We start from the raw sequence: 16,688 nt of genomic DNA on the forward strand, positions 1-16,688 counted from the left end.
TTTCTAAAAGAATAATAGATGAAAGATATTTATAAGTGGTGGGTTCTGTCCATAATGACCGTTTTTTTGGTATCCTGCAAAATCACACAAAAATATCAGCGGCCGGACATGCAGGTGAATGGCCTATACCGGGATCGTTTAGATACTGACACAAGCAGCATCGGTGGCATGCCCTGGGATACTTTTTTTACTGATTCCCTGTTACAGCAATTAATTATAAAAGGAATAAATCAAAACCTGGATCTCAAAAAAGGTATTGAGCGCATAAGAGCATCGAGGGCTGCTTTTATACAAAGCAAAGCAGTCTTTTTACCTGATGTAGCTGGCAATGCTGGTATTTCCAGGTCACGTTTGTCCTACCCGAAGGGATTCGGCATCATTAACTCCACAACACAATATGACGTGGGGATAAGTGCCAGCTGGGAGGCAGATATCTGGAATAAACTTGGTAGCGCAAAACGGACTGCCCTTGCTCAATTGCTGAAAGAGGAAGCTGCACGGAAAGTTGTGCAGACTCAAATTGTAGCTGACATTGCCGGGAATTATTATCTTCTGCTGGCACTGGATCAGCAATTGGAAGTATTGGAAAAGACTGTGTTAAACCGAAAAGAAGATGCCCGTGCAATGAAAGTTCTGAGAGAATCGAATGTAGTGAATGGGGCCGCCGTGGTACAGAGTGAAGCTAATCAATATGCAGCAGAAGTGGAGGTGCCAAAACTGAAACGGCAGATCAGAGCGACCGAGAATGCAATAAATGTATTGCTTGCAGAACCACCAGGTATAGTGAGAAGAAGTAGCCTGGCGGAACAACAGATAAATACTGCCTCTCTTCAGATCGGAGTACCGGCAATGCTCTTAAAAAACAGACCAGATGTGCAACAAGCTGAATATGCATTTCGGGCTGCTTTTGAAAATACTAATATCGCACGAACATATTTTTATCCTTCCTTCAATATTACCGGAGCAATAGGTTTTTCAAGTTATAGTTTTAAGGAGTGGTTCTCTGCTGCTGGTTTTTTTGCCAATATTGCCGCAGGCCTTGCTCAACCTATTTTGAACAAGGGACAGAATAAAGCCCGCCTGGAAATTGCAAGAAGCCGGCAACAGGAATCATTGTTGAATTATCAGCAGTCGTTAATTATTGCCGGGCAGGAAGTTTCCGATGCCTTATATGATTACCATACCGCTGCAGATCAACAGATAATCCGCTATAAACAATTAAAAGCATTGGAAAAATCAGTGGATTTCACAAAAAAGTTGTTGCGATATAGTACGACTACCAATTACACAGATGTGCTAACATCAGAACAAAATTTGCTCTCGGCACAGCTGGATAATATAAATGACAGACTTTCAGAATGGCGGGCATTGATTAATCTGTATCGGGCATTGGGGGGAGGTTGGCAATAATGTAATAGTAGTATGATTGTCGTATTGCAGTTGTGCTGATTGTCTGCGAAAGCCACTTTTTAGGTGGCTTTCGATATTTGACAAAGCATCAGACGGCCCTGTTTCTTTAAATGAATCCTCCATCTATAGAAGATTATGCAGTGATTCATATGACAACAATTCCCCGTCAAAAAGATCCTCTGTTTTATGCTGTTTAAGAGCTGCTGCTGAATCTCTGATCTTTGTCAGGGCAAGACTAAATAATAAGGGACCAAGGCTAACCCTTGCTACCCCGGCTGCCTGTAACCGTTGCAGATCTCTGATCGATTCAAGGAGAAGCACATTAATCGGCAGAGGGGACTTTTCAGTAATTTCCTCCACTTCTTCATATGTTTTTACAAGAATCGGGTATATACAGTCTGCTCCTGCATCCGCATATGCTTCAGCTCTTATTAAAACCTCTTCAACTGGGTTTTTTATATCCGGATTAAAATAAACATCTGTTCTGGCATTGATAAACAGGTGAACTCCCAGGTCATTAGCAACTTTCCGGATAGTAGCTATTTTTTTACATTGTTCTTTGATATGCAAGAGGTCACTATGATTAACATTACTGTCTTCAATATTTATTCCCACAATTCCGGTTTCAATGAGTGCAGCTATATTTTCCTCTAGTTTATTGATTGAATCTGAAAACCCACGTTCTATATCAACCGTGACTGGAAGATAATCAGCTGCAGCTGTAATTTTACGTACCACTTCCAAAAGCCTGGGAAATGGTATATGCTCTCCATCCGGATAGCCGTTTGAAATTGCTGTGGCTATACTGGCTGTTCCAATTGCAGGAAAGTTCAGCTTTGTTATCAGCTTTGTACTGACGTAATCCCAGACATTCGGTAATAGTAGTAATTTGTCAGAATGGTGCAAAGCTCTAAATTGGTCAGCTTTCTGCGCCTGATCAGGTTTCGTGTTTGACATATATTTATTGCAATTTTTAAATCGGGAGTCATTTTTTCTGCTCTGCCGGATTTTTCAACAGTGGCTTCTTTCGCCCTTTTTAGCGGACAATTGCGCATTACAATTATTCGCAGTTGGTTCGAGTTTACCCAATAAAATTATTGATATAATGCAGCGTTTTTAGGAGCCAGATTTAATATTCATTGTAGTCCACCCCGTGCAGATGAACCGTGGTAAACAATGGCACAATAGATTACAGTTCATGGTTTAGTCGGTTGAATTTTCATTTTAGGAGTAATCGCATCATATCTGCTCCATTATCTTTTGATTCGAAACATTTGCAGTTGCTGTAGCGCCGCAGGCATGTGTACTAATTTTAGCCAGAGGAACAAATAGGAAAATATAAATTCAGTTAAAAAAATATCTGAATGAGATTGAAATAAAAATATTTTAACTCCTCTTAGTTAGTACCATCAACATTTGTTACCCGTTTTTGAACCGGCTATTAACCCCATTTTTAGCTGTTATTATTAACCCCTAAACTTTAATTAGTAAAATCCATTTTAGATTATGAAAACGCTATTGATGCTTTTGAGCACTTCAATCATGTTGCTGTGTACCAGTGCCACACCGACAACAGTTAAATACCGGGAAACAAAAAACGCTGCACTATCTGCTCCGGTAGCAAGGAGGATAGCACTCGTTGTTTCGGTTTATTGGACAATTGGCAGCAGCCCCACTCCAGCGCCTCAGGTTTTGATTAAAAATGAGACCACCAATCAGACGGCGGTAACTGATGCATTAGGACGAGCTGTTATAAATGCAAATGAAGATGACGTAATTTCCGGAGTAAGAATTCTTCAGGAATTTGATTATTTCATTGGATCTGCAACTGTTTCCAATACTGAGCTAAATACGAAAAACGTATTTATACAACTTCACGGGCCGATGCATTTTTAAAGCGTAATTGTAATCAATTTCCTGGTACTTAAAAATACTCATCAATTGGTTCTAAAATATACCGGTGGGCTGATCAGAGGTTACTTTTTGGTCAGCCCGAACGGCATAATATGTTCAAAAGTAGAAAAATACTGTTCCTCCACGCAAACCATCTGGCGCAAATTCTTCTGTCACTGTTTCAAGTAATGATGTGCTACACATCCGGATTTGAAAATTATGGTATTAACCAGCTTTAAATTAAGGTTTTCGTGAAGGCTGCCGACATCCAGCAATAGTCTTCCTTTCCCCACAATCACCGGATGAACAACTAAATTAAATTCATCGATAAGGCCTGCTGTTATCAATTCCGGAAGCATACTCACGCTGTCTACTGAGATTTTTTTGCCGGGTTGCTGTTTTAGTTTCAGTAGTTCTTCTGCGGGATTGCTACGAACAATCCGTGTGTTTTCCTGCACACTGTCTAATGATCGTGAAATAACAACTTTGTCGATGGAAGTAAGTTTTTCCGCAAATCTATTTTCATCTGCTGTGCCGGATTGATCTTTTGCAATATCGGCCCAATAGGGGAACATGAGCTGATACATGATACGGCCGAAAAAGAGCAGATCGACGTCGTCCATCATCCCTGTGAAATAGTCATAAAGCTCTTCACTGGGATTAAAAGCAGTGTGATCGCAATAGCCATCTATACTAATATTCATACCGAATGTTACAGGTCTCATTTTAATAGTTTTTGTTTGATCATTAAAGATATAAGTCGAAAATAAGAATGACACTAAATATGGTGGGGACGATCCGCGACAAAAAAAGGATCTTTTAATCTCATCTAAAATAAAATAAAATAAATTAATTTAAACGATGATCTGGTAGGAATCCTCAACTTTTGTTAACAAGCCTGGCGGTAGAGTTCCGAAACTCTCATCCTGGTTCAGGTCTTCCAATGAGTGTCGCTGATCATAGCCAAATCTGCTGCAGCCTGTCAAAAGCCTTCATGTGATCCTTGTTTTTTGATCATTTCCTGAACGAATGCTTTGGCCGGATCCCTGCCAATAATGATATCTTCACGCTGAGGAATAACTATATGATCAGGCTGCACACCATGGCCATCATTCTTTGATGGATTGATTTGATAGGAGTGGCTGGCGATGTAACAAACGATTTTTGTATTGGGTAAAATATACTCCTCAGCATCACCACTGATCTGTGTGCGATTACCACCCGTTTCTTCTCCAATAAATGCGGCCCGCTGCGATTGTTGTAGATACGCGCTTACAATTGCCGCATTGGAAAAACTTCCTCCGTTGATTAATACATAGAGCTTTCCTTTGAAACAATGCGATGCAGGCAAAATCCACAATGCTTCTTTACTGCCTGACAGGTAATGGACGGGCTTTTTGATAAGGTAGGATAATAACAGTTTGCCAGGAGCGAAATCGCCGCCCTGGTTATCTCTCAAATCAAGCACGAGATGCTCTACCTGGTCATGTTGTATTGTAGAGAAGATTGCATGGATAGTGCTGTCGAAATTTTGTTCATATAAGGATTCCAGCAAATCAACATTAAAGGTTTTAATAGCGAGCAGCGCTGTATGCGCTAATGGCCATTTTTCATAAATAATACCTCGCCCTTTTTTTGAAACTGCAGACTGTAGATCATTAATGGATTTGTAAAATTGAATACTGTCTTTCGGTAAAGCCCCAATAGCAGCGGTTCCTATTCCGCCATCCTTTTCTTTATACTGTAAAATAAATGTTGTGGGGTAACCAAATAAAAAACTGTAGTACTCTTTAAAATAATTGCTTATAACCCACTGGGCATATTGAAGATTATTCCCGTCCCTGATCTGCCTATCGAGTAATTGTTGGACGATGGTAGCAACAGGTTGGCTGTTGATGCTGATAATTTCTGTGCCGCGCGCCAGTGAAGTATCTTTCAAACAAGGTATTTGCACAAACAACCGGTTGCCTGAAACGAACACATGGAAAGGGAAGAACAAACTGTTTCTATTGTGATACATTCGCGTGGCTTCGCTCAACAACTCCATCGTATGCCCATCTTTGACCTTTCCGTTTAATAAGGTAATCAACCCATAGAACGTTCTTTCCGTCATAGGTTGTTGAATAGCGTTGTGCAGGCTATCCATAAAAATCACAAAATTTTTCCGGGGAGTATACTGGTACAAATTAGGATGCGTTGTTTCCAGTTTGTAGCGCAGGTATTGCAAGTCTTCCTGCAATGCCTTTACAGGAAATACGCGGTCCGGTTGAAACCCGTTATCCTGCCCGGATGCAAGAGAGAGTACAAAAAATACGTTTGCCAGCAACAGGATTAAAAGAGCAGGAAGCCTGATCATTGTTATTCATGGTTTCCGCATGTTACGTATTCTCTGGCACATTTGCAAGGCCGCAGGAGTAAGAGGTGCTGGAGGTAACTTGGTTTTCTTTGACGAAGCCATACCTGTTTTTAAACAAGTATAGACAAGCTCCAAATTGTCGAACTGGTAAATTATTGACAGCGAGACGTTAAGGGAATTTATTATCCTTTTCCTCAAAACTCACTAACTCTTTATTTACCTCATCCAATAATTGCTTTTCAGTTGGTAGGTAAAGCTTATACTGGCTGGCAATGATTTGCTTTTGTCCTTCTGGCAGCGTAAATTTCACTACCGCATCATTTTTATTCGCACAAAGCAAAATACCAATGGTGGCGTTTTCGTGTGGCAACTTCTCAATCCGGTCGTAATAATTTACATACATCTGCAGCTGTCCTATATCCTGATGGGTTAGCTTTTGGGGCCCTAGCATCCTCATTATCAACACTTAATAGCAATTTATACTGAGTCCAGCTCAATTGCGTCCGCAGTGCGGACGCAATTGGAAATGTGCGGTAAAACTGGCGATAACGCTCTAACTGTCTGGTCGAAAAACCGCTACCAAACTCCGGTTGAATCTTTTCAGAAAGGTACTTTATCAGATAGGTACCATAGTCCGCCCGGTCTTTTCCCTCTTGTTCTTCTTCAAAAATACGTTTACCAATATGCCAATACATCAGCGTCCGCTGATGGTCTACTGTGCGAATAGCATTTTCTCTTGAATCTGAAATGATCGATTTGATGTCTGTAATAAAAGACTGGTTGATTAACATAACTATGGTTTTAACAATAGATATGATTAATGAGATTTCTTTATTTTTTCACAAAACCTTTACTCGTGGCTCGCTTGGAAATGACACCTTTGGATATCATTCGGCATGGTTCTATGCTTCACCCGGTGAGGTATTGTCGGCTTTTCTTTTGGTACAAGCGCGTTGCTGGTTCCGCTGAGAACCAACCCTCTAAAAAACAAAACAGCGATAGAAATTCGATGAGAATTTGTATCGCTGTTTTGTACTATGCGTGGAGTCGTACCCGTCCCAGGAACAGGTTAAAATTAAAAGCCTCCAAACATAGTCTGAAGGCTTTATACTCTTGCGGACTGGACGGGACTCGAACCCGCGACCTCCGCCGTGACAGGGCGGCATTCTAACCAACTGAACTACCAATCCGTTTGTTGCAGTGGGTGCAAATGTAAAAATAATTTATTCATTTTATCAAAAAAAGTTTGATAAAACCTGAATACTGCAGAATTATTTCACTACTCACCGAAGATAAGCCAGCCACCAGAGAAGTTTTTGGTTATTATAACGGGAATGCATACCTTGTATGTAATTTTTTTCGAATACAACCTGACCCTATAAACCATTCCGAATGAATTCCCAGCAGTATATGCAAATGTACTGGCAGCAGCTCAAAAATATGGGCCTGAACAATGATGCGCTTGAGATGTACCGCCAGCAAATGGAACAGGCTATGAACGGCCCGTTGAACCCATTTGACGAAAACTTAAAACAGTTCAACCAGTTCTTCACCGGCGATGATGCCGACGAAGAAGCACTCTGCCGCGAACCGGAAGCGGTACGCTTAAACCCCGCCAGCCTCCTGACATCTGAACAACAATGGGCTGTCGCCTGCGGGGCCGACCTGGCCTTCCTCAACGGGCAATACCTCAACGATATCTCCACCGGTATCACCAGACACGAATGCCGGCAGCTGTTATCTGAATGGTGGGACATAGACAGTACGGAAGAACTGACCGAAATGTTCGACTGGCTGCGCGACAGCGGCCACCGCATAGAATACGATATCATCCTGCAGGCGCTCAACAGCGTATCCATGAAGGAAAGCAAGGCTTTCCTGCGGGAATACATTATTGCCAACGAACTGGAGGAAGCAGTGGTGATGGAAAGGCTCCGCAATACCCGCGATGCCCTGGAGCTTTTCAGAAAGAAAAACCTGATATACGACAAACTGCAGCCCGATATGCTGATATGGGACTTCGCCCGCATCATCAACCTGGCCCGCGCCGGCTTTGACGCCGGTTATATCAGCCAGGAACAGGCACTGCAGGAAATCATGGAATGTGTACCGGCCATCAGACGAACCTACAGCTCCTGGAAACATTTGTCCTTATCCTATCAGTTTGCCCGCTGCGTGTGGAATGGGGTAGAGGAAGACAGCTTCCAGGCCTTGCAAAACAACATGGACTACCTGTTACAAGCCACAGACAGCCCCTGGACGCTACTATCCTGGAAAGCATAAAATCATAACATATCAAACAGCTTATTGCGGGCCAGCAGGGAAGCACCGATTACGCCTGCTTTGCTGCCCAACCTGGACAATTTGTACTGCGTATCGTTGTTGACAAGGCTGAGTGAATATTTATTGATAGCACTTCTCAAAGGAAGGAATATAGCTTCGCCCGTGCCCGACAAGGCGCCGCCGAGAATGATCAGCTCCGGGTTATACAGGTTGATCAGAATGGCGATACCCTTACCCAGCTTTTCCCCGATGCTGGCAATCAGCTCTATGGCCAGCGTATCATCGTGATTGGCAGCATCCAGGATATCTTCAAGGGTGATATCTTTTACATTCGGGATTTTTTTGGTGATACTGGAAGTAGCCCCTTCTTTCAACCGCTGCCTGAACTGCCGTATCAATGCCTGGCCCGAGGTCTCCGTTTCCAGACAGCCCTTTTTGCCGCAATGGCACAGGATTTCATTGTCAAAAAAGGGTATATGGCCAAACTCCCCGGCAAAGCCGGATTTGCCATAATACAACTCCCCATTGATCATAACGCCCAGGGCTATACCATAATCGGCATTGATAAAAATGACGTTCTTCTCGTTTTTAACCACCCCGCTGCAGAACTCTCCATAAGCCATAGACCGGGAATCGTTTTCTACATAGGTTTTGATACCCAGCTTCTTTTCAATCACCCGGGTAAGCGGCTCCTCGTTAAAATAAAAATAACTGTAACTATACCCTGTACGGTAGTTGATACGGCCGGACAGGTTGATACAAATACCGGAAATCTTGCGGGCAGCACCTTTCAATTCTTTGATAAACTGGTTGATCAGGCGGCAAAGCTCATCCAGCGAGGCTTCGGTATTGCTAAGCTCATAAGGTATCTTCTCCTGGAACTTCACCAGCTCCTTCTGAAAGTTGAGCAAACCAATGTTGATATGCGTGTTTTTTACTTCCACACCCAGGAAGAACAGGGAATTGGATTCCAGCCCGTAGAGGTTGGGCCGCCGGCCTACAGCCGATTCTGTTTTGCCGTAATCCTTTACCAGATCAGCTTCTATCAGTTCATTGATCAGCTCCGCAATTTTAGGTGAACTCACGTTCAGCACCTTGCTCAGATCAGCAATAGTAGTGCTTCCCTGATTGGCAAACCATGATAGAATGTTCTTCTTTAGTTGCAGATTTTTGTAGGCTACCCCTGTTATTTCCTCATTATACAAGTCGCTGAGAAATGAATTATTCCTTGCCATTAGTGGTTGATAAAGGATTTGATAGATATACAAGATAGTGATTTTCTTTCATTGGGGAGAGATATATGTATGTTATAAAAATATAATGTATTTGAATGAAGAAAAACCCCGGTATAGACCGGGGTTATATTTATAACGCTATAAAATTTACGTCCCTTATTCAGACGTTTACTGACACATGAGCATTTTGTCTACAATACATAATACTTTTGCGTTACGAGCATGTCTTCCTGTGGCTCATACTGTTCCTGCAACATCTGCCGCAGGTCTTTTTCAATATTGCGTGCAATGGTTGTCACCGGCGTATCTGTAGGTTTATTTTCGAAAGGGTCCTGCAGATTGATGCCCATCTTTTCTATCAGCAGGAAAGAAGCAGCAATCGCAATCACCAGCGGTATCTCCATAAAACCCATCACATCTATCAGCGCAAAAGGCAGCAGGAGTATAAAAAAGATCAGCGTAAAGTGCGTATACAGACTATAGGTAGCCGGAAACACCGTGTTCTTGATCCTTTCACATCTACCCATGGAATCAGTAAGCCTTGACAACGTTTCGTCCATGCACATCTGCTGGTACTGGTTGATCCAGCCATTGTCCAGCGCCAGTTTGAGATCTTTACCATGTAAAAGCAACAAGGCAGCTGGCACATTATCATATTTCATCAAATGATTTAACTCCCTCCTTGTTAATAACCTGTCCAAACCTTTTAACGGATCGGTTTTTCGTAGTGACTGACCAAGACTAAAACACCAGGCTGCCTGTCGCTTTACAAATCGTTCCTGGAAATGGGCCAGCTCTTCTGACTGATACGTTGCATCCATCAAACTCAGGACCTGCCTCGTCAGGGAACGAGAATCATTGACAATAGCGCCCCAGATGGTTCTGGCTTCCCACCAGCGATCATACGCCTGGTTGGACCGGAAAGCCAGCAGCAAAGACAAGACAGTGCCCAATACCATCGGAACAGCTATAGGAATACTGATATCGGTAAAATCAAAACGGTAGTACAAGGTGTTGATCGCCATGGTATAAACGGCCACCAGCAGGATTTCGTAACGTATTTTACCAAATACATATTTTAAGGGGATATTCTTCTTTAGTAACATAATACCCTGTTTTTAAAAGTTTACTCTGTAGCCATCAACAGCGCGGAAATGGTAGATCGGGTCACCACTTTATGGGTTCTGGCCAATGTTGTTTTGAGAATCGGATACTTTGAACTGCTGATCAGTTTGGCAGGATTGTAACTCCTTTTAGACGGACACAGATATTCATTGTCTGTAGGCAATACAATCAGATCTATATTCTGCGCCAGACAGAAATTACGGAAAGCCGCACGGGTATTGCCATGGAAGAATTCCACTTTCAGCTTGCTGACAGATGATGCATATTTGTTGCGGATGATCTCACAACCATCTTTAAAATCAGCCGTGATCAAATCAATATGCCGGCTGTTACGGGTATACGTAATAAGTTCAAACAGTGAATCCGGCATATTCAAAGCATGCATGAAGATGATGTTAACAGTTTCGTTGGGGTGTTGTGCAACCACACTGTGCACATATCCAAGTGAGCGTATGCTGAAGTCCGTAGGAATGAGTATATTTTTCATAGCTGTTGCTTTTATAACAACAAAACTAGAACCGCGATATTAGTAACTGGTAAGAAGGAAGTTAAAAGGTTGTAAGAATATGGTAAGAAAACGGTAAGAATAACGGCCGCTACAGTGGAAGCTCCACCCTGATCTCAGTTCCGGCGTTTACCTGACTGTGTACGATAATATCACCTTTATGCATCCGGATAATATTCATGGCCAATGGCAAGCCGATACCATAACCCTTGAAGTGGCCGGTATTGGAGGCCCGAAAGAAAGGAGAGAAGATATAGGGAAGGTCCGCTTGCGGAATACCGATACCCATGTCTTTTACATTAATGAGTACTTTCAGGTCAGTGGCCGCCAGCGCGATGGAAACGGGTTGGTTGTTGGAATACTTGATGGCGTTCATCACAATGTTGCTCAGCGCCAGCTCCAGCAGTTGCTCATTGCCTGACACAGAAAGCTTTTCCTCTTCTTCGGGGAAAAGACTGTAATCTATTTCTACCCGGTTGCCAGGATGTATTTTATCAATCGTGTTTTTGATGGTGAACAGCAGCTCGTCCATTCGTACCTGGCCCCAGTCCTGCTTTTTGCCGTCAAAACCTGTTTGTGCCAGATGCAACAGGCTTTTGGTAATATGTTCCAGTCTGCCGGCCTCACTGAGGATATTCCGTAAAGCGGCCACATAGTTTTCCTGCGTCCTGCTTTTATTGAGGGCCAGCTCCGCTTCTCCGATGATGGCGGTAAGTGGTGTACTTAGCTCATGCGAGGCATTGCTGACAAAGTTGTTCTGTGTTTCGAAGGCTGTTTCCAGGCGGTCCAGCATGTTGTTAAATGTCGTGGCCAGTTCGTTGATCTCATCCCGGCTTTGTTTGGCATCCAGCCGCAGATGCAGGTTACGCGAGCTGATGCTTTTTACCTGGTTCATGATATCCCGGATAGGCCGGAGGATATACCGGGAGAAGAAGATACCTGTGCCGATGAGGATGGCTGCCGAAACCACAAAACAGATCAGCAGTATCTTACGCAGCCAGGCCAGGTATTCACTGCTGTACTGGTTGATGGCCGACACTATAACGATATACAGCCCCTGCTTGCTTTTATACAGCACGCCTTCATAAAAGCGATTGCCATTGCGGTGGGTGGCCTTGTTTTGGGTGAGCACCTGGTGATAAAAGCTGGCAGGCAGTTTCAGCGTACTGTCCTGGTTGATTTGTCCTCTTCCGCTTACCTGCAGCAGGTATTCTTTTTCTGAGGGTAGTTTTTCCAGATGTTCATCGCGTATTTCGTTATAGATCACGGAGTCTTCCTCATAATAGGGCAGGGAAGCCTTAGCGGTAATGTAGGCGCGTATCTCCAGCCGTTTGTAAAAATCTTCAAAGGAATGCTGGTTGGCAAAATAATACACCAGGATGCTCATCACCATGATGGTGGAGATGGTGAGCCCTGCAAAGATGAGCAATATCTGGGTACGTATCTTCATTCGTTTTCCTTCAGCATGTAACCCAGTCCGGTAACGGTTTGTATCAGTTCCGGCAGGTTGTTTTTGTTGATTTTTTTCCGGAGATAGTTAATGTAAACATCGACCACTTTTGTATTGGTGTTGAAATCGATGCCCCACACCTGTTCCAGTATTTCCATACGCGACAGTACTTTGCGCGGATTTTTCATCAGATATTCCAGCAACCGGTATTCGGTGGCGGTGAGCTGTATGGTGTTCCCCTGTCTGTTGGCGGCTTTGGTGTCGGTATTTAGTTCCAGGTCACCCAGCTGAAGCAGGGCAGCCTGTTCTGCTGCCGGTACTACGGGAACGGCTATATTACTTTTCCGCCGCAGCAGGCTGCGTATGCGCGCTTCCAGCTCGGCCAGCTTAAACGGTTTTACCAGATAGTCGTCTGCGCCACTATCCAGTCCCATGACAATATTTTCTGTGGTGCCCAGTGCGGTGAGCATCAGGATAGGAGTAGAGAGCTGTGCATTACGCAGTGACCGGCATACTTCTATCCCATTCATATTGGGCAACATCACATCCAGTATGATCAGTACAAAAGAGGGATTGTCCAGCGCCATACGCAGACCGCTGGTGCCATCAGGCGCTACGCTTACCTCATAGCCGGCTTCCGCCAAACCGCGTGTGATAACCGATACCACAGCAGGTTCGTCCTCTATCAATAATAATTTCATACATCAACAAATATAGGACATGTCAACTAAAGGTCATCCCTGGCAAAATATTTCTATCTTGCGAAAGGAAAAATAAGAACCATTGATCTATGTCTTACCTCTATAGTTATGTTGACCTGGACGAACAAATCATAGCTGCCGGCGGTGAACCCAAAGTGCTGGAAGCCTTATGGAACGGCAATGCCCATGATTGGCGTCTTTACCTGAACTTGTATGTTCAATCTCAAAACGGCCCGCTGGAAAAGCATTATTTAGGTGATATTATGCTGCCACCGGATTTCTGGGTCCCTGAGGGAGAAACGTCGCCCTGGCCGGAAACATTCCTGGCAAAGGAATGGGGAAAAATGGCCGTACAACAATATGGCCTCGAATTTTATTTCCCTTCCCCCGATTATCCGGAGTCGAACTGTCCGGCCTGGACCGAAAGGCAGCTGGGCATCCCTTGTGCAGACTGTGGTAAACTGATCATGCCTCACATATCCGAACACGTGTCAAAGGAAATATGCTACCACTGCTCTCTGAAAAGAAAAAACAAAGAAGCACTGCAGTCCGATGAACCGTTATACAATGTTGCACATCTGATAAAAATCGCCAATGGAACGCCGGAGTCGCTGTTCCCCGGACATTTCAATGAGTTTAAGGAACTGTTCCCGCCATTGTTGGAGGATATGGATACAACGGCCTGGGAAAATACCGACAACTGGACTGCAGCAGACCTGCCTTTAGCAGCAGTGTTGAAATGGAAGGAACAGCATAGCCAGGACATCCGGGATGAGTTGCAGCCCTTTCAAACTTACAAAGAGCCTTCCGTGCAGCTGGAGTTTGAAGGAACGAATTATTATTTTGATGATGCTGAACTCGAGTCATATGACCGGTTATATTACGTCATCATCGGATACAATATTATCGCAGAGGCCCTGGAAGAAACTTCCACGTTCAGGCTCTGTTTCGGCAGGAACATTACTTACCGGGAAGATGCTTTTATGCATTTTGTCCGTAATGCAGGAGAAGGCCCAATCAGCATAGCTGCTGTCATTGACCATTACAAAGACATGTTATCTCCGGAAGAAACAACAGCTATCCTGCAACAACTGTCTCAGAAAGGTGCTCTGCTAATACAGAATGATCACATTTCCGTTACGCAAATCGGGTCCTTTATTCCCTGATAGTTACTCTGATTTCAGTGACTGCACCGGATTGGCCAGTGCCGCCCTGATCGTCTGAAAGCTAATGGTGATCAGGGCTATCAGCAACGTCAGCAATCCTGACGCACAGAATATCCACCCGGAGATCGTTGTACGGTAAGCGAAATTGTCCAGCCAGTGGTTCATCACCACCCAGGTGAGTGGTGTGGAAATTACGGTGGCGATGAGTATCAGATAAATAAAATCTTTGGAAAGAAGCCCGGTGATATGTGCCGCGGAAGCCCCCAGCACCTTGCGGATACCGATTTCCTTGGTACGTTTGGTGATACTGAAAGCGGTTAGCCCCAGAATGCCCAGACAGGTGATAAACAAGGTAAAGAAAGAAAATATCTCCACGATCTTACCAAATTGTTGATCTCCTTTATACTGTTGGTTGTACAGGTCATCGAGGAAGCGGTATTCAAAAGGATAGCCGGGATGCTGCTGTTCCCATACACGCCTGATCTGTGCTACGGTAGCAGGCATATCAGCCGTTTTAACTTTTATGGAATAAAAAAGCCCTGATTCCTGGTACCAGTGTATCATGGGGCGTAGTGCGTCTTTGAGTGATTGTTGGTGGTAATCTTCTGTTACACCTACAATGGTGGAGTATTTCTTTTCCCTGGAGAAGGGCATAGATAACTTACCGCCGATGGCCGCTTCTGGGCTGCTGAAACCCAGCAGCCGGGCTGCCTCTTTGTTGATCACCGCATCGCCACCATTAGTGCTGCCAGCTATAAAATTGCGTCCGGCTGCCATTTTGATACTCATAGTTGGAACAAAGCCGGCATCAATGCCGTACATGTAGAAGTTGTATCCCTGGCCGGTATTGGAGCCATACTGACTGATACCGATGGTTGTACTGAGCATGTTGAGTTCTATACCCGGAATAGCCGTGGAAACTGACACCTGTTGTACCTGCGGCAGCTGCAACAGCGCATTTTTAAAGGCCACTGCTTCCTTTTGCAGGATACTATCCTGTTCATTGTAAGTACCAATAACCTCCAATACCTGTTCGGTATGAAGGCCGATTGACTGGCTGCGGAGATAAGCCAGTTGCCGGTATACGATCAGTGAAGCAGAAAGCACCACCAACGCTGCAGTAAACTGCCCGGTCACCAGTGCCTTTCTGAATATAACGCCTTTAACAGTCCCGGTAAAGGTACGTTTGGTAACACTCACCGGCTGAACACCCGACAATACCACCGCCGGATAAATACCGGAAAGCAGACAGTTGAGTACAAACAAACCCGCGACCATTGCCCAAAACAGCGGATCAGTGAAAAATCCGGTATCTGCAGATCTGTCTGCCAGATTGTAATAAAGAGGTAAAAACAAGTTGATCAATACGAGGGCGCAGCCCATAGCCAGCAGGTTGATCATCACGGTTTCGATCATAAACTGCCCTACCAGCATTCCCCTGGAGGAACCTAAAGCCTTGCGCATACCGGTTTCCCTTACTCTTTCGGAAGAACGGGCGGTAGTCAGATTGATATAGTTAACAGAACCTATCAGAAGAATAAGCAGGGCCGTTACCAGTAGAAAACGAACCGTCTTAATATCACCGTTGGTTTCAGGTTCAAAGGTTTTATGCGAGAACAGATGAATGTCCTTGATAGGTTGGGCCGTGAAAATGTTCTCTTTTATTTTTTCCCTGGATAGTTTCTTCAGTTTTTCATTGAGTGTAATAAGGCTGCTGTGGGGCATCAGCTGCACATAGGTGTAGGTATTGTTGCCTTGCCAGGAGTCGAGATCGGCGTTGATGGTGGTGGGCAATGATGCATAGGAGAAGAGCACATTGATTTTCAGGTGGGTATTTTCAGGCAGATCGTGAATGATACCGCTGATGGTAAATACCTTGTTTTGGGTTTGCAGGGTCCGGCCTTTTACATCGGTCCGGCCAAAGAGCTTTCTGGCGGAGGATTCGGTGAGCACTACCTGAAAAGGGCTGCTCAGGGCAGTGGCCGGATCTCCGTCAATAAACCGGTAATTAAAAATGCTGAATATGGAAGGATCGGCGGCATAGAGCCGGTTTATCCGGATAACTTTATTTCCCTGTCTGATCTCCTGGAACTCTCCCATAGATTGCAGGCGCGCATAATCTTTCACTTCCGGCATGTCTTTTTTCATCATCGGTCCCAGCGGATAGTGGGTTTCACAGTCCGTTACCACAAATTCGGCGCCCTTGTACCGATCAATGGTTACCCGGTATATATCATCTGCATGGGTATAAAAATTTTCGTAGCTGTATTCAAACCTTACGTAGTGAATAATCAGCAGAAACGCTGCGGTGGCCAGTGCCAGCCCTAGTACATTGATCAGGGTGTAAAACCGGTTTTTGTTCAGGTTTCGCCAGGCAATTTTCAGGTAGTTGAGCAGCATAACAGGGTAATTGGTCGGAATGGGAATATACAATAACATTGCCACCTGTTAAAGTGCCTGTATTACAGGGCTGGAACCGAAACCGGTGTTCGTATATGGACAGCCGTTTGTCCGGAAACGAACGGGGGAAATGTTTCGGTGTATTAAATTTTTTTATATTGAGT

Annotated in this window: 15 protein-coding genes and 1 tRNA gene; 4 read left to right on the forward strand and 12 right to left on the reverse strand. The window is 44.3% G+C overall.

Features of this window, described 5'->3' with window-relative positions; all coding sequences use genetic code 11:
• Nucleotides 1-18: 18 nt before the first annotated feature.
• A complete protein-coding gene (locus KD145_RS25030; RefSeq protein ID WP_212002568.1) occupies nt 19-1,410 on the forward strand; it encodes a TolC family protein in 1,392 nt (463 codons plus the stop codon).
• 123 nt (nt 1,411-1,533) lie between these two features.
• Here the strand turns inward: KD145_RS25030 and KD145_RS25035 are convergent, their stop codons facing one another.
• On the reverse strand, nt 1,534-2,367 hold the full coding sequence (locus tag KD145_RS25035; RefSeq protein ID WP_212002569.1) for an isocitrate lyase/phosphoenolpyruvate mutase family protein: 834 nt from the start codon (nt 2,365-2,367) through the stop codon (nt 1,534-1,536).
• 549 nt (nt 2,368-2,916) lie between these two features.
• Here KD145_RS25035 and KD145_RS25040 point away from each other — a divergent pair.
• Complete coding sequence (locus KD145_RS25040) at nt 2,917-3,306, forward strand: hypothetical protein (RefSeq protein ID WP_212002570.1); 390 nt, start codon at nt 2,917-2,919, stop codon at nt 3,304-3,306.
• A 170-nt stretch (nt 3,307-3,476) separates the two neighbouring features.
• Here the strand turns inward: KD145_RS25040 and KD145_RS25045 are convergent, their stop codons facing one another.
• From KD145_RS25045 to KD145_RS25065, 5 genes are all read right to left on the reverse strand, one after another.
• On the reverse strand, nt 3,477-4,028 hold the full coding sequence (locus tag KD145_RS25045) for a dihydrofolate reductase family protein (RefSeq protein ID WP_212002571.1): 552 nt from the start codon (nt 4,026-4,028) through the stop codon (nt 3,477-3,479).
• A 257-nt stretch (nt 4,029-4,285) separates the two neighbouring features.
• Nucleotides 4,286-5,659, reverse strand: a complete 1,374-nt coding sequence (locus KD145_RS25050) for a S41 family peptidase (RefSeq protein ID WP_212002572.1) — start codon at nt 5,657-5,659, stop codon at nt 4,286-4,288.
• 169 nt (nt 5,660-5,828) lie between these two features.
• A complete protein-coding gene (locus tag KD145_RS25055) occupies nt 5,829-6,116 on the reverse strand; it encodes a PDDEXK nuclease domain-containing protein (RefSeq protein WP_308219035.1) in 288 nt (95 codons plus the stop codon).
• Nucleotides 6,034-6,450 carry a DUF1016 N-terminal domain-containing protein gene (locus tag KD145_RS25060; RefSeq protein ID WP_212002574.1) on the reverse strand — a complete coding sequence of 139 codons (417 nt, stop codon included), beginning with the start codon at nt 6,448-6,450 and terminating at the stop codon, nt 6,034-6,036. Before KD145_RS25060 ends, KD145_RS25055 begins: the two co-directional genes overlap by 83 nt.
• A 325-nt stretch (nt 6,451-6,775) precedes the next feature.
• Nucleotides 6,776-6,849: transfer RNA gene (locus tag KD145_RS25065), tRNA-Asp, on the reverse strand.
• 202 nt (nt 6,850-7,051) lie between these two features.
• Between KD145_RS25065 and KD145_RS25070 the strand changes: the two genes are divergently transcribed.
• On the forward strand, nt 7,052-7,942 hold the full coding sequence (locus tag KD145_RS25070; protein WP_212002575.1) for a DUF1266 domain-containing protein: 891 nt from the start codon (nt 7,052-7,054) through the stop codon (nt 7,940-7,942).
• 2 nt (nt 7,943-7,944) lie between these two features.
• Here the strand turns inward: KD145_RS25070 and KD145_RS25075 are convergent, their stop codons facing one another.
• The 5 genes from KD145_RS25075 to KD145_RS25095 form a co-directional block, all read right to left on the reverse strand.
• Entirely contained in the window at nt 7,945-9,177 is a 1,233-nt protein-coding gene (locus KD145_RS25075; RefSeq protein WP_212002576.1) for an ROK family protein, read from the reverse strand.
• A 191-nt stretch (nt 9,178-9,368) separates the two neighbouring features.
• Nucleotides 9,369-10,283, reverse strand: a complete 915-nt coding sequence (locus tag KD145_RS25080) for a bestrophin family protein (RefSeq protein WP_212002577.1) — start codon at nt 10,281-10,283, stop codon at nt 9,369-9,371.
• Nucleotides 10,284-10,303: 20 nt separating this feature from the next.
• A complete protein-coding gene (locus KD145_RS25085) occupies nt 10,304-10,789 on the reverse strand; it encodes a hypothetical protein (protein ID WP_212002578.1) in 486 nt (161 codons plus the stop codon).
• Between the two features lie 109 nt (nt 10,790-10,898).
• Nucleotides 10,899-12,257 (reverse strand): HAMP domain-containing sensor histidine kinase, encoded by a 1,359-nt coding sequence (locus KD145_RS25090; RefSeq protein WP_212002579.1) that lies wholly within the window; start codon nt 12,255-12,257, stop codon nt 10,899-10,901.
• Nucleotides 12,254-12,958: a response regulator transcription factor gene (locus tag KD145_RS25095; RefSeq protein WP_212002580.1), complete on the reverse strand. Its 705-nt coding sequence runs from the start codon at nt 12,956-12,958 to the stop codon at nt 12,254-12,256. Before KD145_RS25095 ends, KD145_RS25090 begins: the two co-directional genes overlap by 4 nt.
• An 89-nt stretch (nt 12,959-13,047) precedes the next feature.
• Between KD145_RS25095 and KD145_RS25100 the strand changes: the two genes are divergently transcribed.
• Nucleotides 13,048-14,124: a hypothetical protein gene (locus tag KD145_RS25100; RefSeq protein ID WP_212002581.1), complete on the forward strand. Its 1,077-nt coding sequence runs from the start codon at nt 13,048-13,050 to the stop codon at nt 14,122-14,124.
• A gap of 3 nt (nt 14,125-14,127) precedes the next feature.
• Here the strand turns inward: KD145_RS25100 and KD145_RS25105 are convergent, their stop codons facing one another.
• Nucleotides 14,128-16,563, reverse strand: coding sequence for an ABC transporter permease (locus tag KD145_RS25105; protein WP_212002582.1), 2,436 nt, complete (start codon nt 16,561-16,563; stop codon nt 14,128-14,130).
• Nucleotides 16,564-16,688: the final 125 nt, after the last annotated feature.

This window comes from Chitinophaga sp. HK235 (genome assembly GCF_018255755.1).
Taxonomy (GTDB): Bacteria; Bacteroidota; Bacteroidia; order Chitinophagales; family Chitinophagaceae; genus Chitinophaga.